Raw genomic sequence first — 21,882 nt, 5'->3', positions numbered from 1 at the left:
AAAGAGCATCGACAGATGACTCCCAAAACAAAAAAGACGAGAAAAATCCTTAATAAGGAAAAGAATCTCTCACACAAAACCCCGACACCATTCAACCCCCTCGGGCACCCACCGGAACAAACCAGCAGGCAGGCATCGGACTGGCAATCATTGACTATAAAGAAGTAGTACAAACACGCTCTTGAGTTCTCAAACCACCACCACACACAAACCAGCCCGGCAAAACCAACAAGAAGGAATCAACCAGACCGCTCAGCGGCAGCAAGGAAGTAACTTACACGAACACGAACAGGAACGCAAACCGGCACACGAAAACCACGCAAAAACCGTTGAAACGACGGCATTCCCCCGGCGTGTCGAAAACAGCGTTCTCGACCTCCGTTACTGCCAATATACCGCCGCCAGCAACCGAAAAATAGGTATTACTTGTTGCGCGTCGGCGTGTTTCCCATAAATTCACCCGCATGCAAACCTGCCAACAACCAATGCGGCAGCAACGTCGCATCGATCGAGTCGCACTGTCTCTCCTGCGGCAATGTGGAGCATGAGGGCAGGATAACGTATTTGCCAATCTATGCCTCCTGGTGCCTTAAAGATATCTACGGGCTGACTTCCACCACTGGAGACATCGACAAGGATACCGGCTCATTCTCTCTGGAGACGATTCCGGTATGAGCGGGCAGGGCACTAACCCGATGCCACGTTTGTTTCGCACAGCGCGGTAATCGCCTACTGTCCCGCTTATCCGCCCCACCAAACCGCACATAACCAAAGCAGCAGCACAACGTCGTAATGAAAACAGCCGAATCCAGTGCAGTCATCAAAGGGCAACGATGATCAGCATCGGATTCGGCTGTGCTATTCAGCGATATTCAATTATTTCGTAGCTGGATAGCGGAAGTGACCCGCCGCGCGCAGGCTGCCCCGCTTCTCCCTTAAACGTTGCATATACGAAACGGCTCGCCCGAAGATGGAGCGAGCCGTTTCGTTATTCAGTTATCGGGCAAAGGCCTCATCGGTTGGCTTGCCTGCCGACGCAACCGAGTCAGGCCTGAGCGACCGGCGTGGGCGCGTCAACCGAGACGACAACCTGCTTGCGGCGCTTGAGGTACTTCTGAATGGTCAGAACCTCAAGACCGATCACCAGCACGGCGACTATCGCCACGCCGATCCACATACCGGTCTTCCACACTGGCATAGTTACCTTCGGCTCACCGTTCTCGTACTGCCAGCTGTTCACCGCGGTGTACAGGATGTTGTGCGAGGCAGTACGCATGGCCTTCACGGATGTGGCCGACTTGCTGGTCACATGGTTGGTGACATCCATGGTGGCGAGCATCGCGTCGCCGCCGTTGCGGATTTCCTGATCGGCGTTCTGGTAGCCAAAGCCGGCGAAGTAATCCGTGAGAGTGAATCCACGGAAGCCCCACTCGTCGCGCAGCACAGTGTTAAGCAGCGCGGGATTGGCACCGGCATAGGTCGGTCCAATGTAGTTGTACGCGGTCATCACAGCCTGCGCGCCACCGTCCTTCACCGCCATCTCAAACGGCTTGAGATAGATTTCGCGGATGGACTGCTCATTGGCCCAAGTAACCAGCATGGCGGTACGGTTGGTCTCCTGATCATTCAGCGCGAAGTGCTTGATGAAGGAATACACGCCCTGCGAACGGGCGCCTGCCACTTCGCCTGCCGCCATCACTCCGGAAAGCAATGCGTCTTCGGAGAAGTACTCGAAGTTGCGGCCCGAGAATGGGGAGCGGTGAATGTTCATACCCGGCGCATACCAGCCGTCGACGTGCATCTCACGCGCCATCTTGCCCAAGGTCTTGCCGAATTCGGTGGCGAGATCCTTGTTCCACGTGTTCGCGATGCCCACAGCGGACGGGAACGCGATGGAGCTGACACCGGTGAAGTTGTTGATGAGCGCAGCCGGGCCGTCAAGATCGGTGAGCTTGATCTTGCCGATGCTGTCGATTGCAGCGGTACCGTATCCGGCCATGGAGATCATGTTCTCCATGTCGTCAAAGGTCAGCTGGTCGAGCAGCTTGTCCCACTGCGGATCGTCGTAGTCCTTGCCGCGCAACTCGGCCAGACGCACGCCGTTCTTGGCGCCGGTGGTCGGCATCTCATCAGAAGAATCGTCGTGTTCGGATGGCTTGTAGATGTCGTTGTTGGTGAACTCCTTTTTGACCTCGTCCGACATGGACATGCTAGTGGGCGCGGCAACAGCTTCCTTGAGGTTGGCGAAGTGGTCGGCGCGGGACAGGTAGGTCACGTCGCCCTCGGCATCGTCGAACTGGTTGGTGGCCACGGTCTTGTCACCATCATGCGTGTTGTCTTCGGTGTCATACGTGATGGTCTCCGGCACGTTCACCGTAGCCGAATCGATCACCGTATGGGAATCGGACTGGATGGACACCTCATAGTCGCCCTGCTCCAGCACATACGCCTTCGCATCTTTGGAATCATAGGAGGCCATGTCATCATCATCGAACTCGATGCTCACGGTCTCGGACTCGCCCGGAGCCAATTCCTTAGTCTTCTCGAACGCCACCAGATTCACGGAAGCCTTCTCGATGCCGCCATCGGTGTACGGAGGGTTGTAGTACGCCTCCACCACATCCTTGCCGGCCACGTCACCAGTGTTCGTCACCGTGACATCGAACGATACCTTGCCATCCGCATACGTCACATCACCCATCTTCTGGTCGAACGTCGTATAGGACAGACCATAGCCGAACGGGTACTGCACCAGCTCGTCATAGTCGATGGCACCCTCGTCGGCCGCGGTCTCGTAGAACTTATAGCCCACGTAGATGCCCTCAACGTAGTTCACGAACGTCGGGCTGGACATGTACTCGCTGCCGGCAAAGCTCACCTTGGCGCTCATGTCCTCGACGTTGTCATACGGGAAGTTGCCGATGTTGTTCAGAGTAGGTGTGCTGCGCACGTCCTTGAGGAAGGTGTCGGAGGTCTTACCGGACGGGTTGACCTTACCGGCGAGGATGTCGCCCAACGCATTGAAGCCGGTCTGGCCTGCGGGCGGGCACCACAGCACGGACTTGATCTGCGGGTAGTTCGCGAGGAAGTCGAACTGAAGCGGATTAGAGCCGTTGTAGACCAGCGTGACCTTGTCGAAGTTCTTGGTGACCAGATCGAGCATATTGCGTTCGGTCTGGCTCAGCTGCAGAATGCTCTCGCCCTGCTTGTAGTCCTCATAATCCTTGGAATTGTTGACGTACGTGACGCCTTCCGCCTTCATGTCGCGCGGCAGATCGGCGTTCTCGCCACCGAAGCGGGTGATGACCACCATGGCCTCATCAGAGAACGACTTGGCGTCGGAGATCAGGGAATCGGAATACTGATCGGCCGGCACTTCGGGCAGGGTCCAATCCTGCTGGAACATGTTCAGCACCGGACGTTCGGCACGGTACTTGGTGTATAGGTCGGTCAGCGCGCTATTGGTTTCGAAGCCCGCCTGCTTCAGACCGCTGAGAATAGAGGCCATCGGATGTTCGTTCGACATGGAGCCGGAACCGGAGCCACCGAGAATCGGCTGCGTGGAGCCCCAACCGAACACATTAAGCTTGTTGGTGCCGGTGAGCGGCAGATTGCCGTCATTGTTCTGAAGCATGGTGACGGCCTCACCGTACAGCTCCTGCGCCTGCGCATTCGCCGTGGCGATGGTCTCGTCGCTCAGCTTGTACTTCTTGGCGGTGGCGTTGTTGAGCAGCGTGGCCATCGGACCCGTGAGCATCAACGCAATGGCCACCGTAGCAGCGACCAACACCACAAGCCAGGATTCGGAATGAATCAGCTTGCGTACACTGACATCCTTCACGGTCTTCTTGTTGACCGCAAAAGTAATGATAATCGCCGCGACCAACACCACGCCCAGTACCACGAGATACGGTACCAGCGAGCTCAGTACGGCAATCACGTCGGACATATTGATATCCAGCATGACCTGTTCTCCTATTCTTCTTTGTCCACGCGTGGGCCGCAATGTGCCAATCAGCCACTTTGCCGACAAGCCCTTGTCGCATCGACATCATTACGATAGGAATAACGGAACGAGACACACAGCGGACATCGCACGAGAGGTCAGAGTAAGCGCACGAATAGCAACGTGGCCCGTATAAGCAACCGATCAGCGCGGAATCGGCAATACGATAGATATCACAAAGACATTATGGTTGGCACTGATGGTCATTTCACCGTGATACTTGTGAACTTGCCATGAAATCGATTTCATACCGAAACCATGATTCACCGAATCTTTTTTTGAGGTGACCAACACCCCTTTGTTCATAATCGGAGCATAAGCATCGGCATAATAATTATCTTCACGAATTACCAATAATTGTTTTTCTGCAGCAACCGATATGTTGATAACTCGCTGACCGACATCGGCAATATGTTGCACACTTTCTATTGCATTGTCAATGATGTTACCGAACAGCGAGTATAAATCAGAACTATCCATGAATTTCAACTTGTTGCCATCAGCTATACAGGTAAATGTTATACCATGCGAAGAGCAATACAGACTTTTTTCAGTCAGCAACACATCGAGGGAATCATTACCAGTATGAAACATCGCATCGTAAATCCGTATGTTTTCCTGAACCTTGTTAATCATGTCGGATGTCGGTATCCTGCCATCATCGGCATACAGGGAACCCACCATTTTACGTATATCATGGCATCGCATATTGATTAGATCAATGTTCTCCTTGGCCAGTTCATAATGCTCGGCTTTGAGCCGATCAACCTGACGCATGGTCATCAAGTCGCTATACAGGCGGCTGTTCGCCGACGCGAACACCAAAAGAGCCAGCAGCAGTACTACGCAAATCGAGTCATACACATATCCCACTGTTTGTACTTCTAATGGTTTTTTCTGCACAAATACCATGCTGAACACCACCATAAGTACGATTGCGGCCATGCAGGCAGCAACCCAGCCTGTTCGACTTCTGGTCTTCTCTTCATCCACGGAAAAATTCCGCCCCACGCACAAGTATGCCAAACCACATACCACCAAAAGAATGGCCACAATTGTCACAGTGTACTGCCAGGACGGTGCACCCGCTGGCCACATATTCACCACCAAAGCAAACAGATTATATGATATATGCTGCAGCGAATATCCACCCACTACAATAATCATCGATTCCAGTCGAGTCACGCGGGCACAGCAGTGCAAAGCGACTGCCATAACAACGCAGCAAGTCACGAAATATGCTGATTTGATTGCGATTCCAGCTATTGAAATATCCTGCACATCCCACGGAAGAATAAACGGAACATACAGCATGTCAAGTATCAAAGCCGAAACTGGTAGTATCAATATCCTCCAAGATCTCCGCCACGATATATGAGCGCAAAACACCAGCATGCCAAGCAACAGTTGGAAAGTAACCAAAGTAAGCATTGCTCACCCTCCGTAATAGGCGGCGAGGGCCTGCATGAGGGGCTTGCGCTTGGAGCGGGAGACGGGCAGTGTGATGCTGTCTACCATCACACTGTCGCCTGTCACGGCTTTGACCCATTCGAGGTTGACTAGGCAGTAGCGACTGGCTGCAGCGAAATGCACGGGCTCAAGCAACGCCGCCGCTTCCTTGAGGCTGCTCCAAACCTTATAGGCGGTGTCGGCCGTGTGATAGATGACCTCGTGGCCGAGCACCTCCACGTAACGCACGTCATGCGAGGAGAGGAACTGGGTGCCGGTACCCACGGTCAACGGGATGGTGACGCCCTGACGCTTGGCGACCAAGTCCTCTACCTTGCGCATTTTCAGTGCGAATCCGAAGTAATCAATGGGTTTAACAAGGTATCCGATGGCATCCACGTCATACCCAATCGCCGCGTATTGGGCCATTTTGGTGGTGAATACCAACACCACATGGTCATCGATCTCACGTAGCCGGTGTGCCGTCTCGAGCCCATCGATGCCGGGCATTTCAACGTCCAGAAAAAGCGCGTCGAATCCTGCCTTGTAGCCATCCAGGAAAGCCTCGCCGTCCGCAAAGCGAGTGATTGCGTATTGGCTATGATCGCCGTCATAGTAGCGATCGATCATTTCCGACGTACGGTTGGCATCGGTATCGTCATCGTCGACGATTGCGATGTGAATCATCGGCAACCATCCCCCTCCTCTGAGCTGTGGAAGCCAGCAGCTCCTCTCATAGGCTCCATGAAGGTCTTCCCCGCTGGGAAACGCCAACGCGGATGCTTTCCCCCTCCAGTTTTGCATATGCGAAACGGCTCGCCCAAAGATGGTGCAAGCCGTTTCGTAATAGTGTCATCCAGTTTCAGCCAGGGTCCCCGTTGGAGCGCCTCGTCGGGGACAAGTCACAGGAATAGCGATGACTGCCCTCAGTCAGAGTCGCTGCCAGTTTCCCTGACAAGGGGAGCCAAAGGCCCTGATGACACATCGGGACACTCCGCCAACCGTCTGGCTCCCCTTACTAGGGGAGAGCCAGACGAGGCTTCGTCGATTCCGCAGCCGCTTAGGCCTCGGCGATCGGGGACGGGACGTCCGGAGCGCCGGCATCAGCAGTGGTAGCACCACTCTCAGCACCGGCCACAGCCAGCTTGCGACGCTTGAGGTACTTCTGGACGGTCAGAATCTCAAGACCGATCACCAGCACGGCGGTCACGCCCCAGACCACGTAGGTGATGGTCTTCCAGATCGGGGTCGGCACGTCCGGCTCGCCGTTCTCGTACAGCCAGCTGTTGGCGGCTGTGTAGAGGATGTTGTGCGAGGCGGTACGCATGGCCTTGATGGAGGTGGCGGACTTGTCGGTGATGTGGTTGGTCACGTCAGTGGTGGCGAGCATCACGTCGTTGCCGCCACGGATGGCACGATCAGCGTTCTGGTAGCCGTAGCCGCCGAAGTAGTCGGTCAGGACCATGCCACGGAAGCCCCACTCGTCGCGAAGGACGGTGTTGAGCAGACCGGCGTGGGAGCCGGCCCATTCGGTGCCGATGTAGTTGAAGGAGCTCATCACGGCGCCTGCGCCGCCTTCCTTGACACTCATCTCGAATGGCTTCAGGTAGATTTCACGAATCGACTGCTCGTTGGCCCAAGTGTTGAGCTCGCTCAATCGGTTCGTCTCCTGATCGTTCAGAGCGAAGTGCTTCATGAAGGCGTACACGCCCTTGGCCTGAGCACCGGCCACCTGCTGGGAAGCCATCGTGCCGGAGAGCAGGGCATCTTCAGAGAAGTACTCGAAGTTACGGCCTGCGAAGGCGTTGCGATGGATGTTCATGGCGGGGGCGTACCAGCCGGCGACATGCATGTCGTGGGCCATGTTGCCGATGCCGTCACCGAACTGCTTAGCGAGATCCTTGTTCCAAGTGCAGGCCACAGAGGTGGACGACGGGAAGCCGATCGAGCCAACGCCGGTGAAGTTGTTGTTCAGGGAGGCCGGGCCATCGACGTCGGTCAGAGCGATCTTGCCGATGGAGTTCACGGCCTGGGTGCCGTAGCCGCCGAAGGCGATGAGGTTGTCCATCTCGTCGAAGGTCAGCTGGTCGAGCAGCTGGTTCCACAGCGGATCGTCGTAATCCTTGCCGGTCAAATCGGCCAGACGGACGCCGTTCTTGGTGCCGGTGGTCGGCATCTCATCCGAATCGTTGTTGGTTTCGGAGGCCTTGTAGTTGGAGTTGTTACGGAAGTTGGCCTTGAGGTCCTCCGGCAGCGTGTAGGTGGCCGGGGCGGCAGTGGCCTTCTTGTAGTTGGCGAAGTGGTCGGCACGCGAGAGGTAGGTGATGCCGAGCTCGTCACCGGTCGCATCGTCGAACACGTTGGTGGCCACGGTCTTGTCGCCGTTGTGGGTGTTGGAGTCCGAGTTGTAGGTCACCGTATCATCCACGGTGATGGTCTTCTCGGCGATGGTCGTGTGGGAATCGGACTGGATGGAGATGTCGTAATCGCCCTTTTCCAGCACGTAGGCCTTCGCGCCCTTGGCGTCGTAGGAGGCCATGTCATCGTCGTCGAACTCGATCTTTACGGTCTCGGAGGCCCCCGGAGCGAGCTCCTTGGTCTTCTCGAAGGCCACAAGGTTCGTGGACGCCTTCTCAATGCCGCCGTTGGTGTACGGCGGATTGTAGTAGACCTCGACCACGTCCTTGCCGGCCTTGTCGCCGGTGTTGGTCACGGTCACGTCAAAGCTGACCTTGCCGCCGGAATAGGTCACGTCGCCCATCTTCTGGTCGAACGTGGTGTAGGACAGGCCATAGCCGAACGGGTACTGCACGTAGTCGTCGTAATTGATCGCACCCTCGTCTGCAGCGGTCTCCCAGTACTTGTAGCCCACGTAGATGCCCTCGACGTAGTTGACGAACGCCGGGGAGGTCTCGCCTTCCTCGAAGTTCTCGGTCGGGAATTCGCTCATGTTGTCGTACTTGAAGTTGCCGAAGTTGTTATAGCTCGGCTGGGTGGTCAAATCCTTGACAAAGGTATCGGAAGTCTTGCCGGACGGATTGGTCTCGCCAGCAAGCACGTCACCGAGGGCCGAGAAGCCGGTCTGGCCGGCGGGCGGGCACCACAGCACGGACTTGATCTGCGGATACTGATCGACGAAGCCCAGTTCGAACGCGTTTGCACCGTTGTAGACGACGGTCACCTTGTCGAAGTTCTTTGTGACCAGATCGATCATGTTCTTCTCGGTCTGGCTCAGCTCCAGGAAGCTCTCGCCGTCCTTGAAGTCCTCGTAATCCTTGGAGTTGTTGGTGTAGGTGATGCCCTTGGCCTTCATGTTGAGAGGCAGATCGGCACCCTCGCCGCCCACACGCGTGATGACCACGACGGCCTCGTCGGAGAAGCTCTTGGCCTGGGAGATCAGCGAGTCGGAATACTGGTCGGCCGGCACCTCAGGCAGGGTCCAATCCTGCTCGGCCATGGCCACGACCGGACGGTCGGAACGATAGTCGGTGTACAGCTTGCTCAGGTCGGCGTTGGTCTCGATGCCGGCCTCCTTGAGTCCGTCAAGCAGGGAGGTGGTCTCGTAGTTCTGGTTCATCGAGCCGGAACCCGTACCGCCATAGACCGGATTCGTAGAGCCCCAGCCGAACACGTTGACCTTCTTGTTGGCCAGCGGCAGGTTGCCATCCTCGTTCTTGAGCATGGTGATGGCCTCGGCCTGAATCTCCTTGGCCAGCTTGCTGGCGTTGGAGATGGTGGTCTGCGAAAGTTCGTACTTGGTGGCGGTGGCGCTGTTGAGCAGCGAAGCCAGCGGGCCGAACAGCATCATGGATACCGCCACGACCACGGCGACCAGGAACACCAGCCAGGACTCGGAGTGGATAAGCTTGCGGGTACCTACGTTCTTGACGGTCTTCTTGTTGATGCCGATGGTCAGCGCAAGCGCCAACACCAGTACAACGCCGATGGCGATGAGCTGCGGCATAACCGAGGCGACGACATTCCAGACGTCGCTCCAATTGATGCTAAGCATGGTTCTCCTCCTTGATTCTTACTGTCGCGGCATGGCTTCGATACCGTTATCGAGGCCTTGTGCGGATGGCCGGGCACTGCCCTTGCACCTTGCCGTCCGTGGGAACGTCCGCTTGGCTCACCATTGGGTCGCTTCGCTGACACGTCCTTGATGCCGATGACCTTAGATTCTCAGATTTGCGCCGACCGGATGCGCCGATACACCCATCCTGTCATTTCACGCGCATAATCTGCTACCACATGCACGCCGGCAACACCTTGTTCACCGCGTAAACGGCACTATTAAATACGTAAACGGCATGCATCGCCGCCGCACCACGCCGCCGCACCACGCCCCACGGTGTAGGGAACGGTCCACCGTGTAGGGAAAATCCCACCGTGTAGGGAGAAAAATTTTACCATCCGCGGAATAAAGCCATTTTGCATCCCTACACCATGGGATTTTCCCTACACGGTGGGCAATTCCCTACACCGTGGGACAATCCCTACACCGTGGGCCAGCAGCGACACCGCCGGGCACTGTAGAAGGCACAACGTGACGCCAAGGGCCCGGCGATGTTCACCAACCGGTATCACAGCACGCCCTCGATGAAGCAGAGACATGCCTCACCGGCACCGCAACTCACGATTAACAACACGATGCCCTCGATGAGGCAGGGACATGCCCTTTGCTCTGTAGACATCTCTGTAGACGTCATCCGCAGGTATCACGGCACGCCCACGTTTGCACGGCTAGGATGGGGACCATGAGCGATCTGAACGCATTGAATCTCGAACCCGGCGAAATCGTAGGCGGCTATACGCTGATTTCACGTCTCGGTTCGGGTGCCATGGGTTCGGTGTGGCGCGTGCGCGACGATGGCGGCGCCTACTACGCGATGAAGATACTGCGCGACTCGCTCGCCGAGGAGTCCGAGGATGCGTCAGGATCCGGCATGCCCGGCTCCGGCGCGTCCGTCGAGCAGGACCCCAATCTCAAACCGGACGTCACCCCGCGCGAGCGTCTGCGCCGCGAGGCCATGGCCCTGAAGAAGGTCAATCATCCGGGCGTGTGCGGCATCGTGGATATGGAACTGGACGATTCGCTGGCATTCATCGTCACCGAACTCATCGAGGGGCGCAACCTCAAGGACGACGTGGCCGTGAACGGCCGCTACATCGGCGACGGCCTCGAACGCCTGGCCCGCAAGCTCATCGAAGCGGTACGTGCCGTACATGCGGTCGGCATCGTCCACCGCGACATCAAGCCCACCAATGTGATGGTCTCGGCATCCGGCCCGGTGCTCGTCGATTTCGGCATCGCGATGGGCGAGGGCGAAAGCCATGTGACCCGCACGGGTCTGGTGATGGGCACGCCCGGCTTCATCGCCCCGGAAATCATCGAAGGCGCGGAATCGGACGAGGCGACCGACTGGTGGTCGGTGGCGTCAGTGCTCGCGTTCGCCGCGACCGGCGCACCCGTGTTCGGCACCAAGCCGATGATGGCCGTGCTGGAACGCGCGGCCTCCGGCAACGCGAATCTCACCGGTCTTCCGGCCGGTACGCTTGCGGCCTTCCGGTCGGCGCTGAACCCCGACCGGGCGAAGCGTTGCACGCCGGAACAGCTGTTGCAGGCCATCGCCCTGGACGCGCTGAATCCCGCCGCCTGGCAAGGCGCGCAGGCCGGCCCGTTCGGAGCCGGGGCAATCGTCGGAGGCGCCGCCATCGCAGCCGGTAGCACCAATGGCAGTGATGCGGCCGAGGCGATGCGCCCTTTTGGCCCAAGCCTCTCCGCCACGAAGGCGACGCCGGATTCTGATTCGGGGCTTGATCCCGGTGTGGAATCCTCGGCGCATGCCGCCACCGGAACGCGCGGAATCGCCGCAAAGCACGGAATCGACCTCGACAATCCGCGCACCATCTGGCGCGCGCAGGATGACGCCGACATCATCCGCACCGAGGCGTTGGCCGCCGGTCCGCCGCCACCTCCAATGACCATGATCATGACGACGGCCGCGCCAGCGCCAGCACCAGCACCAGCACCAGCACCAGCACCAGCACCAGCGAGCGCATCGCACCCTGCCGACGCATATGCCCGGTCGGCGCGCACATTGGTGGGACGGGCAGGACAGGCATCATCCCCGAGCCCTGAGTCGACCGAAGTCCATGCCGGGCGCGGCGTGGCCGGCACGACGCCCATGCCGCGGCCCGCCACGCCGCCATCGACCACCCCCATAAGGCCGCAGCCGGCGCAATATGACTCCTCCGATCCGTTCAACCCGCAATACGGAACGACCGAGCCCCCGTTCGGTTCGAATGACAGTCGGAGCGCCGATTCGTATGGGCCGTACAGTCAATATGGTCAATACAACCAGTACGGCCAGCACACCCCATACGCCCGTCCCACCCAGCCGTACGGGCAGTACGCGACAGCACCGGACGCGCAGCCCACCGTCGCCGACCCGTCCATCCGACCGGCCCTGCAGCGCATGATCGACCACACCGCGCAGGTCTCCCCCACCGAAGCCTTGGTACAGGCGCAGTCCGCACCCAATCCGTCGGACATCCGCCGCAACGCATACCTCAGCATCGGCACGATGCCGCTGTGGTTCATCGCCCTGCCACTGGCCGCATTAACCGCGAACCTGCCGGTCATCGCCCTGTTCGTCGCCGCGGCGATGCTCTGGCTGATGCTGACGCTTGCCTGTGACGCCAGCTCGCAACTGGATCGAGAAAGCAAGCGCGGCGGCGAGCGCAAAGGCTCTGATTCCCTGGTCCGCGCAGCCACCTTGCCGTGGCATCTGCTCAAAGGACTGCTGCTGACACTGCCCAGAATGGCCCTTATCACCGTCATATGCGCGGTTGGGTCGGCCATCGCCGCGATGCTGCTGAATCTACCCGTGGAGACCGCCCAACTGCCCATCGGCCCGTGGTCCCTGCCGATGCCCATCTTCACCGATATACCGGCGTCCGCCTCCGGGCTGACGTTGGCTGGATTCATGGCCGCAGGATGGCTGGTCACCGTATTCGGCCCGCAATCCGCAAACATTCGGCTGGGTGCCGGCGTATTACGCGGCATCCGGAAAGGGACCGCGTTGCGCAAGGATGGCATTACGGCGGCCGGAGAGGCATTGCTGACCGACACGGCTCAGGCCCCCGCCCCGGCGGCGCACGCGGCACCGGTCATCGGCCCGAATGGACTGCCCGTCGTACGGCCGGCACCGGCATCTACCGGCAACGCCGGGTCCAAGGGTGGCCGACGCGACACCGTGCTGTTCGCCATCTGGCTGGTCGTCACCGTGGCCATGATCGCGATGCCGTTGGCCGGCAATCCAATCGACTGGACGCCGCTGGTGTGAGCGGTGTGACACAGTGTGCCATTCGGATGGCACAGCCAGTGCGGGGATAAGCCCGCGAATACGCCACTTTTACCTGAAATTCATCTTGGATGCGCTCTGAGCGCAGTCCTCCTCAGGGCCGGACATTATGATGGGCCACATCCATCGAACTGTTTCAGGGGGATATTCATGGCAGATCCAAAGCGTCAGGCCAAGCGTGTCACGCGCGCCGAGCGCCGTGCGGCAGAGGAGGCGGCACAGCGAGCCAGGGCCGAGCAGGCGGCCAAGGAACGCAAGCAGCAGACCATCATCGGCATCATCGTGGTGGCCCTCGTTGTGGTGCTGGTGGCGGTCGGCGGATTCTTCGTCTACCGCGCCATCACCAACAGCAGCTCCAGCGCCAGCGGCGATGTCAACGAGGCCTACAGCAAGCTCGAGGCCGTGGACACCAAGCCGGCCAAAGCCGACGACAAAGCCGGCTTCCTCGTCTCCGACAAGGGCTACGGCCAGAAGGTGGAGGGCGTACCCACCGTCGGCATCTACATGGAACCGCTGTGCCCGGGCTGCGCCGCCGTGAACCAGCAGCTCGACCCCACACTCGTCAAGCTCATGGACGCCGGACAGCTCAACCTCGAGCTGCACTTCCTCAACTTCCAGGACAACAAGAGCTCCGACAACTACTCCAACCGCGCGTTCAACGGCGCGATCTACATCGCCGAGCACGACGACGATCCGAACCATCTCATGGACTACCTGTACAACATCTACGCCTCGGACTTCCAGCCCGGCGAGCTGTCGAACTATGTGCCGGTCGATAACAGCAAGCTCGAGGAACAGGCCGTCAAGGCCGGTGTGAGCAAGGATGTGGCCGCGGCCGCGTTCAGTGGCAAGAACGAGTACGTGGATTGGCTCACCGCCTCGAACAACTACACGGTGCTGCGCCCCGAGCTGTTCTCCACGTCCGGCGTGTTCTCCTCCCCCACGCTCACCATCAACGGTGAATACTGGGCTCTGAGCCAGATTTCCGCAGCGGACACCACCATGGTCGACGGCTTCCTCAAGGCCGTGGGCCTCAGCTCCGATCAGGTGGGCGTGGAGGGTAAGCTGCCCTCCATCGGCGCCGACGGCAAGCCGATCAGCCTCACCGCCTGATTCGTCTTACGGCGGCATCCGTCACAGCGGGTGCCGCGGCATCGCCCCACGATGCGGCGGCACCCCCGACACAGGCACCCCGAACTCGGGGACTGCTGGTATGCTATTCAGTTGTTCCAAACGGTTGACGTTGGGCAACACGCCTCTTTAGCTCAGATGGCCAGAGCGGCCGCCTTGTAAGCGGCAGGTCGTCGGTTCGATCCCGACAAGAGGCTCGTCGCGTAAGAAAAAAGCGTATGATTGATATGCGTGGTTTTTCTGCGCACTGAATTCTTGCCTTGAGTAAGTAATCCAGGAGCCTTCCCCCAACTATGGGCTTCCTGGAGTAGGGCGGAGCGTCCCCCCAACTAGCTCCGCACCTTCAGGGGGCGGGAACATCCCCTTCTCTCCCGCCCCCTTCTTCTTTATCTCTTTATGTCGAAAAGATCCGCAGTTCAGTTCCCCGGGCTCTTGAGAGCACTTCGGCACCCCGGTCCCGTAACGCACGCGCGAACATCGCGAAGCACGAAGCGCAAGGCTGCAATCAACGGTGTAATCGCCGGACGAACCGGGCAGGAATGGTGACGGTGACCGGCCGAGGCGGCCGCGCGGCAGCCCCAACCATTACGATGGTGGCGTAGATCTTCGGTACGACAGGAAGGAAAGCATGGCACGGCGTTGGACCCCGCAGCGGTTTGTTGCACTGCGTCGCATCCGCGTGATTGCCAGCGTTCTGGCGCTGAGTCTGGCCATGGGCGGTACGTTCGCCTTCACCGCCCGCAAAACCGTGGCGCTGAGCGTCAACGGCCAGACCACGCAGGTCACCACCTATGCCATGACGGCCTCGCGTCTGTTGCAGGAGCAGGGCATAGACGTCAAAACGCACGATATTGTGGAGACGTCCTCCGGCAATCGACTGGAGGATCATGCCGTAGTCACCGTTCGCTCCGCTTATCAGACCACCATCAATATCGACGGCGTGTCCGTGCCGTTCTGGACCGTGGCCACGAGCGCCGACCAGCTGCTCGGCTTCTTCCAGGAAAACGAAACGAACGCCGCCAAAATCACCGTCGACATCAAAAACGTGTACAACCAGCTCACCGGCGGGTTGGTCATCAATCAGCAGGGCCCGGTGACCGTCATCGCGGACGGCAAGAGCTCCGTGGCCCCCAACGGCAAGCTGCCGGCGGCCTCCATCCTCGATTCCAAAGGCATCGTGCTGGGTAAGGAGGATCGCGTCAGCGTCGAGAAGGACGGCGACAAGACGATTCTGCGCGTGCGGCGCGTGACCCATGGCGAGGAGACGCGCACCGTCGCCATTCCGTTCTCCACCCGCACCATCGTGGACAGCTCCCTCGCCCCCGGTACGACGGAAATCCGCCAGCAGGGCGTCAACGGCCAGAAGACTCAGGTGTACGACGTCACGTACGTGGACGGCGTGGCCGAGTCGGAAACACTGAAATCCGAAACCGTGACCACGATGGCCATCGATCAGATCATCGCCGTCGGGCCGTCTTCGTCAGCCAACAAGGGTAATTCCGAATCGTCGAATAGCGGCAACGGGTCCGGGACCGGCAACAGCACCGGCTCGAATGGGACCGGAAGCGGGAACGACACCGGCGACAACAGTGGGACAGGCAACGGCTCCGGCAACGGCGGTGATTCCAGCAATTCCGGCAACACCGGCAACGGCAACACGGATAGCAACGGCTCGAACGGAAACGGCTCCGGCAACGAATCGAACAACGACGGCAACGCCAGCGACGAGCCCTCCGATGGTGGCGACAACGCCACCCCAGAGCCGACACCGACACCGACACCGACACCGACACCTTCGCCGGACCCCGCCCCGTCGGGCCGTCTCTGGCATCCGACCCCGGCGCAGGCGCAGGCCTACGCCTCGGGAGCGGCGGCACAGCGCGGCTGGACCGGCAATGAATGGGACTGCCTGGTCAAACTGTGGACGCGCGAGTCGAGCTGGCTGTGGTATGCCGAAAACGCCAGCTCCGGGGCCTACGGCATCCCGCAGGCCCTGCCGGCCGACAAAATGGCCGCGTTCGGCGCCAACTACCGCGATGACGCCGCAGTGCAGATCGACTGGGGTCTGGCGTACATCGCCGAGCGCTACGGCAGCCCGTCGGTGGCCTGGCAGCATTCCGAAGACGTCGGCTGGTACTAGTCGGCCAGCCCAATCCCCGGCAGCGAGAAGACCCAGCCGCACGAATCCGCCCGTCATATGCCGGGCAATCATCAAAGGACAGACTTGGACAGACTTATGGAAACCGAAACCACCGCCGCCCCGACCGCATCCGCCGCCGGCCGCCTTTTGGGCGCCGCGGACATCCGTCGCATCGCGGACGAGGCCGGCGTCAGCCCGACCAAGAAGTTCGGCCAGAATTTCGTGATTGATCCGGGCACGGTCCGCCGCATCGTGCGTGAGGCGGGAGTCACCGCCGCCGATCATGTGATGGAGGTCGGTCCCGGCCTTGGCTCGCTGACTCTGGCGATTCTGGAGACCGGCGCCACGATGACCGCCGTCGAGATCGATCCGCCGCTGGCCGAGCGCCTGCCGGACACCGTGGCCGAGTTCATGCCCGACGCCACCGGACGCCTCACCGTGGTCAACCGCGACGCGCTCACGGTGACGCCGCAGAACGTGCCCGATTTCAATGACGACCGGTCGTTCACCTTGGTGGCGAATCTGCCGTACAACGTCGCCACACCGATTCTGCTGACCCTGCTCGAACGGTTCGATAACCTCGGCTCATTCCTGGTGATGGTGCAGAAGGAGGTGGCCGACCGCCTCTCCGCCAAGCCCGGTTCCAAGATCTACGGCACCCCGAGCGTCAAACTCGCCTGGTATGGCACCGCCGAGCGTGTGGGCACCATCGGTCGCAACGTGTTCTGGCCGGCGCCGAATGTGGATTCCGCACTGGTCAAGTTCACCCGCTACGCCGCCGACGATCCGGCGGCCCCGGATTCCGGCCCGGACGCCGCCGACCGCAAGCTCACGTTCAAGCTCATCGACGCCGCCTTCGGCCAGCGCCGCAAGACCCTGCATGCGGCATTGAAGCAGCTGGTGCCGTCCGACGTGTTCACGGCCGCGAACATCGACCAGACCCGCCGCGGCGAAACGCTGACCATCGAGGAATTCGCCACCCTGGCCAAGGCGCTGCGGGCCACCGAAGCCGCAGGAGCCGCCACCGAGGTGGCACGGTGACCGCGGTGATGACCCGCCCGATGCGGAACGCGGATGGGCGGACGGCCGCTAGCACTCCGACATCGGAGCGGGAATCGACGGCATCCCAACCGACGCGCAAGCCCAAATCTGATCGTGCGAACGGATCCGACGACGGCAGCATCACGGGCAGCATCACGGTGAGCGTGGATTGCCCCGCCAAGACCAACCTCACCCTTGAAGTCGGCCCCGTCCACGCCGAATGGGGAGGCCGCCACGAGTTGGACACCATCTATTGCGCGGTGGGCGTGTACGATACGGTGACCGCCTCGGCAAAACGGGCGGGCACCGGGTTCTCATTGGACCTCACGGGCGCCCATCTGGGCGATCTCGCAGCTTCGGACAGCGACATGCGCCGCAATCATGCGGTGTTGGCGTTGTTCGCCATGGCGAAGGCCGCCGGCCGCACCCCGGACGTGGCCCTGACCATCACCAAACGCATCCCCGTGGGCGCCGGCCTCGGCGGCGGATCGGCGGATGCCGCCGCCACCATACTGGCCGTCAACCGTCTGTGGGGATTGGGCTGGCCCATCGAACGGCTGCGCGGCATCGCCGCCACGCTGGGCGCGGATATGCCGTTCTGCCTGACCGGAGGATTCGCGCACGGCACTGGATACGGCGAGCAGATCGAGGACATCGCCTTCGACTCGTCGGTCGGGCGCAGCCTGATCGCCCAAGGATTTGCCGGCGAGGTACTCATCGGCGCCTATCAGTCGCAGTTGCGCACGCCGGACGTGTATCGCCAGTTCGATGCCTTGAGCGCGAGGGCCTGTGACGCCCCCGCGAATCGCAATCATCTGCAGTCCGCGGCAATCGACCTGCATCCGCGTAGCGGGCAGGCGATCGACGCCGCCGCACGGGCCGGCGCACACCATGCGTTCGTTTCCGGCTCGGGCCCGTCCGTGGTGGCGTTCGTGGCCGATGACGCCGTCGCTGCCAAGGTGATCGACGCTTGGCGCGGCGACGGTCTGGTGGACCGGATCATCCGCGCGAAGGCCCCTGCCAAGCCCATTATCGGCGTCAGGCAGTGACGCTAAGGTAGCAACAAGCCACAACCCCAGAAGGAAGTCGAACGATGACGCAACAGGTATACGAACGTGAGGCTCGCAAGGCGTATGTACGCCGCCGTCAGACCGTCGTGTTCTCCATCACCGGAACGGCGCTGGCAATCATCCTCGTCGTCGCGCTGATGTTCAATTTCCACCTGTTCGGACTGGGCGCGTACGTGACACCCACCACCGAGCCGAATTACGGCAACGTGGCCCCCTGCGCCGTGGCTGGCAAGGACGGCAAGGCCAAGTACGTGGCCAATGGCTCGGTGGGCATTCGAGTGCTTAACGGCACCGCGCATCTGGGATTCGCCAAGGCCGTGGGCGGCGCGCTGACCAAGCGCGGATTCAGCGTACAGTTCATCGGCAATTATCAGGTGAAGAAAATCGTCAAGGGCAAGCCGGTGATGGAGAACGTGTCCAACGTGGAGCGCACGACGATCTACTTCGGCAAGAACGCCGTCAACGAGGCCTATACGTTGGCCGGCAACTTCACCGATGCCACGATGATCATGACGGCCCGCGAGGACCAGCTTATCGATGTGGTGCTCGGCGCCACGTTCACCGATCTGCAGGATGAGGACGCTTCCCCGCAGGAGGGCAAGGAAATCACCAATGTCGAAGGCTGCAAGGCCGCGGACAAGATGACCAACCTGCCGGCAGACACCGACCACACCGCCTACACCGCGCAGCAGACCCAGCAGCAGTAAGCCGTTACGCGCAGTATGATGCACGCGCAGTACATACGAAGTAAGGGTCCGTGAGGACCCTTACTGGTATTCGCGCTACTGTTCCGTGACTTCGGCGTACCAGCGCTTGAGTTCGGCCACGGCCACGTCATGGTCGACCGGGCCGTTATCGAGACGGTAGTCGAGCATGTGCTTGTAGGCGCGCCCGACCATCGGCCCCGGCGCAAGCCCCAGAAGCTCCATGATCTCGTTGCCGTCCACGTCGGGACGGATCGCGTCGAAGTCCTCTTTCTTCTTAAGTTCGCGGACGCGCTCCTCCATCTCATCCATGGCATCGGAGAAGATCTGCGCCTTGCGCTTGTTCTGCGTGGTGGCGTCCGCCCTCGTCAGCCGGTTGAGCCGTTCGTACAGGTGCCCGGCGTCCTTGACATACCGGCGCACGGCCGAATCGGTCCATGGCTCGTCCACATACCCGTGGAATCGCAGATGCATGTTCACCAGTTCGGAGACGTCTTCGATGAGATGATGATCGAACCGCAGCGCCTTCAACCGCTTGCGGGTCATCTTGGCGCCCACCGCATCGTGATGGTGGAAGCTCACCTTGCCGCCCGGCTCGAACTTGCGGGTCTTCGGCTTGCCGATGTCATGCATCACGGCCGCAAGACGCAAGGTCAGGTCCGGGGCCGGCACCGGACCGTCCGGACCGGTTTCCAGTGCGATCGCGCGTTCCAGCACGATCATCGTGTGCTCGAAGACGTCCTTGTGCCGGTGGTGTTCGTCAATCTGCAGCTGCAGGGCCGGAATCTCCGGGAAGACGATGTCCGCCAGCCCCGATTCGACCAGCGCCTCGAGGCCGGCGCGCGGACGGTCGGACAGCAGAAGCTTGGTCAATTCATCGCGCACGCGTTCCGCGGAGACGATGTCGATGCGGTCACGCATGGAGGTGATGGCCTCGGCGGCATCCGGCGCGATCGTGAAACCCAGTTGGGCCACGAATCGCACCGCGCGCATCATGCGCAGCGGATCATCATCAAAGGACTGGCGAGGGTCGACCGGCGTACGCAGCACGCCTTTGGCCAGATCATTCGCGCCGCCGAACGGATCGACGAACTCGAGGTCCGGCACGCGCAACGCCATCGCATTGACGGTGAAGTCACGGCGGGACAGATCGCCCTCCAAAGTGTCGCCGTAGTTGACCTCGGGCTTGCGTGAGTCGGGATCGTAGGTGTCGGACCGGTAGGTGGTCACCTCCACCTTCACTTCGGTACCGTCCGGGCGACGGCGCATCGCGCCAAGCGTGCCGAACTTGCGGCCCATGTCCCAGAAACCGTCATGCCCCCAGCGTCGCAGGATCGGCTCGAACTGTTCAGGCCGCGCGGATGAGCAGAAGTCCAGATCGTGACTGTGCCGATGCAACAGCAGATCCCGCACCGGTCCGCCGACCAAAGCCAGCTCGTAGCCCTGTTCGGCGAACATCCTGCCAAGTTCGATGGCTTCGGGCCATACTTCGAAATCCAATGGGCACTCCCCCGTTCGCGACGTTTTTCTGCCCTACCAGCATACCGTTACCCCACCTGCACACGGGATTGAGTATGGTGGAGAATATGATTACGCCCGCCGACTTTGCCCGCATGCTGCGGCAAACACCTGATTCGGCGGATAACCGTACCCAAGACCAGCTGCTGTACACCTCCGAAACTCCGCGGCATTCCGCCGATTCCTCGCCGAACACGCGTCCGCGCGACCCGTCCGTCAGCGTACGGCCGACCAGCGCCGCGACGGAGTCCGCCGACGATGACGACGTTGCCAAGGCAGCCGATTCCGCATCCCATCCGTCGCGTTCGTCCATTATTCGACCCGCATCCCAAACCGATGGTCCGGCGGGTCAACCGATGATGCGCCCGACGATTCATCCCACGCCTGCCACCGTATTCGGCATGCGGGCCACGGTGACCATCGCCACCGCCAACGGCACTATCGAGGGGCAGGCCGAAGGCATCGCCGGCGAGACCGGCGCCATTGCCGCGGCACTCGCCACCGGCGTCCCGATCGAAGACGCGGACACGGCCGTTCCGGGGACTCTCGCCGCCGAGACAAGCGGTTCGCCGGCGAGCCATGAAACCGGTCTCGCCGGTTCGGTCGGCCTAGAGAGCCTTGACGACTTGGACGGACTTGCCGACCTTGCCGAACCATCGATGTCGCCGACCCTGACCTCGGCAGCGGCGGCATCGGCAGCGGCAACCACGGTCGCGGCTGGGCAGATCGCCATCAACGGCCCGACACCGGCCACGGTGTTCGGCCGACTCCGCCATGCCGGAATCACGTACGGCCCCGGCACCGGCGTTGCCAAGGACGGCGCGCGGCGCGCCCTGCCGACGGCGGATTCCGACATGCCGTCCCCTGCACAGTCCCCTGCACCCGTGCAGACGCCCAGCGGCCCGACACCGGCCATGATGCCGCAGCGTCGCGCCTCGGACGGCCCGACCACCTTCGCCTCGCTGGACGCACAGGAACTACCGGTCGTACGCGAGTATTCCGCCGGCGGTCTCATCTTCGACAAGCACAACCGCGTGGCGATCATCGCGCGGCATTCCCGTTCCGGTCATCTTGAATGGTGCCTGCCCAAGGGGCACATCGAGAAGGGCGAGACCCCTCAGCAGACCGCCGTGCGTGAAGTGCACGAGGAGACCGGCATCCTGGGCGAGGTCATCGATTCCATCGCCACCATCGACTACTGGTTCACCGGCACCACGCAACGCGTGCATAAGCTGGTTCATCACTTTGCGCTACGGCAGACCGGCGGCGAGCTGACAGTCGAAGGCGATCCGGATCATGAGGCCGAGGACGCCATTTGGGTTCGATTCGACGATTTGGACGATGTGCTGAGCTACCCGAACGAGCGTAAAATCGCATGGCTGTACGCCAGGAAGAAGAACAGGCAGGCAAACGAGTGAATCTACCCGCAGTATTACGACGTCACGGGCTCCTCGCG

11 protein-coding genes, 1 tRNA gene and 1 pseudogene are annotated in these 21,882 nt (G+C 60.8%); 8 read left to right on the top strand and 5 right to left on the bottom strand.

All coding sequences use genetic code 11. From position 1 onward, the window contains the following. Window positions 1-1,045 precede the first annotated feature (1,045 nt). The 4 genes from BG22_RS03330 to BG22_RS03315 all read right to left on the bottom strand — a co-directional run bounded on the left by BG22_RS03330 (window position 1,046) and on the right by BG22_RS03315 (window position 9,467). Entirely contained in the window at window positions 1,046-3,964 is a 2,919-nt protein-coding gene (locus tag BG22_RS03330) for a glycoside hydrolase family 3 N-terminal domain-containing protein (protein WP_140493182.1), read from the bottom strand. Between the two features lie 186 nt (window positions 3,965-4,150). After that, complete coding sequence (locus tag BG22_RS03325) at window positions 4,151-5,437, bottom strand: ATP-binding protein (RefSeq protein ID WP_140493179.1); 1,287 nt, start codon at window positions 5,435-5,437, stop codon at window positions 4,151-4,153. 3 nt (window positions 5,438-5,440) lie between these two features. Then, window positions 5,441-6,142 carry a LytTR family DNA-binding domain-containing protein gene (locus BG22_RS03320; protein ID WP_181163351.1) on the bottom strand — a complete coding sequence of 234 codons (702 nt, stop codon included), beginning with the start codon at window positions 6,140-6,142 and terminating at the stop codon, window positions 5,441-5,443. 373 nt (window positions 6,143-6,515) lie between these two features. Beyond that, complete coding sequence (locus BG22_RS03315; protein WP_140493173.1) at window positions 6,516-9,467, bottom strand: glycoside hydrolase family 3 protein; 2,952 nt, start codon at window positions 9,465-9,467, stop codon at window positions 6,516-6,518. A 736-nt stretch (window positions 9,468-10,203) separates the two neighbouring features. On the opposite strand from BG22_RS03315, the pseudogene BG22_RS11425 reads away from it, so the two are divergent. The 7 genes and pseudogenes from BG22_RS11425 to BG22_RS03280 all read left to right on the top strand — a co-directional run. Then, window positions 10,204-11,226, top strand: a pseudogene (locus BG22_RS11425) (serine/threonine-protein kinase); the annotation flags it as partial. A 1,746-nt stretch (window positions 11,227-12,972) separates the two neighbouring features. Continuing rightward, on the top strand, window positions 12,973-13,935 hold the full coding sequence (locus tag BG22_RS03305; RefSeq protein ID WP_140493168.1) for a thioredoxin domain-containing protein: 963 nt from the start codon (window positions 12,973-12,975) through the stop codon (window positions 13,933-13,935). A gap of 141 nt (window positions 13,936-14,076) precedes the next feature. Next, window positions 14,077-14,150, top strand: a tRNA-Thr gene (locus BG22_RS03300). 431 nt (window positions 14,151-14,581) lie between these two features. Beyond that, window positions 14,582-16,093, top strand: a complete 1,512-nt coding sequence (locus BG22_RS03295) for a G5 domain-containing protein (RefSeq protein WP_140493165.1) — start codon at window positions 14,582-14,584, stop codon at window positions 16,091-16,093. A 96-nt stretch (window positions 16,094-16,189) separates the two neighbouring features. Beyond that, entirely contained in the window at window positions 16,190-17,134 is a 945-nt protein-coding gene (gene rsmA / locus BG22_RS03290; RefSeq protein ID WP_140493162.1) for a 16S rRNA (adenine(1518)-N(6)/adenine(1519)-N(6))-dimethyltransferase RsmA, read from the top strand. After that, complete coding sequence (locus tag BG22_RS03285) at window positions 17,131-18,183, top strand: 4-(cytidine 5'-diphospho)-2-C-methyl-D-erythritol kinase (protein ID WP_258186180.1); 1,053 nt, start codon at window positions 17,131-17,133, stop codon at window positions 18,181-18,183. The genes rsmA and BG22_RS03285 overlap by 4 nt, the downstream gene beginning before the upstream one ends. A 44-nt stretch (window positions 18,184-18,227) precedes the next feature. Continuing rightward, window positions 18,228-18,911, top strand: coding sequence for a LytR C-terminal domain-containing protein (locus BG22_RS03280; RefSeq protein WP_140493159.1), 684 nt, complete (start codon window positions 18,228-18,230; stop codon window positions 18,909-18,911). 75 nt (window positions 18,912-18,986) lie between these two features. Here BG22_RS03280 and BG22_RS03275 read toward each other — a convergent pair whose 3' ends face one another. Beyond that, window positions 18,987-20,408, bottom strand: coding sequence for a CCA tRNA nucleotidyltransferase (locus BG22_RS03275; RefSeq protein ID WP_094667441.1), 1,422 nt, complete (start codon window positions 20,406-20,408; stop codon window positions 18,987-18,989). A gap of 86 nt (window positions 20,409-20,494) precedes the next feature. On the opposite strand from BG22_RS03275, the gene BG22_RS11330 reads away from it, so the two are divergent. Next, window positions 20,495-21,844: an NUDIX domain-containing protein gene (locus BG22_RS11330; protein ID WP_181163350.1), complete on the top strand. Its 1,350-nt coding sequence runs from the start codon at window positions 20,495-20,497 to the stop codon at window positions 21,842-21,844. The last annotated feature ends 38 nt before the right edge of the window (window positions 21,845-21,882 follow it).

It is taken from the genome of Bifidobacterium sp. UTBIF-78, from assembly GCF_006408945.1.
Classification (GTDB): domain Bacteria; phylum Actinomycetota; class Actinomycetes; order Actinomycetales; family Bifidobacteriaceae; genus Bifidobacterium; species Bifidobacterium myosotis.
This window is presented reverse-complemented; position numbering and strand designations above follow the sequence as displayed.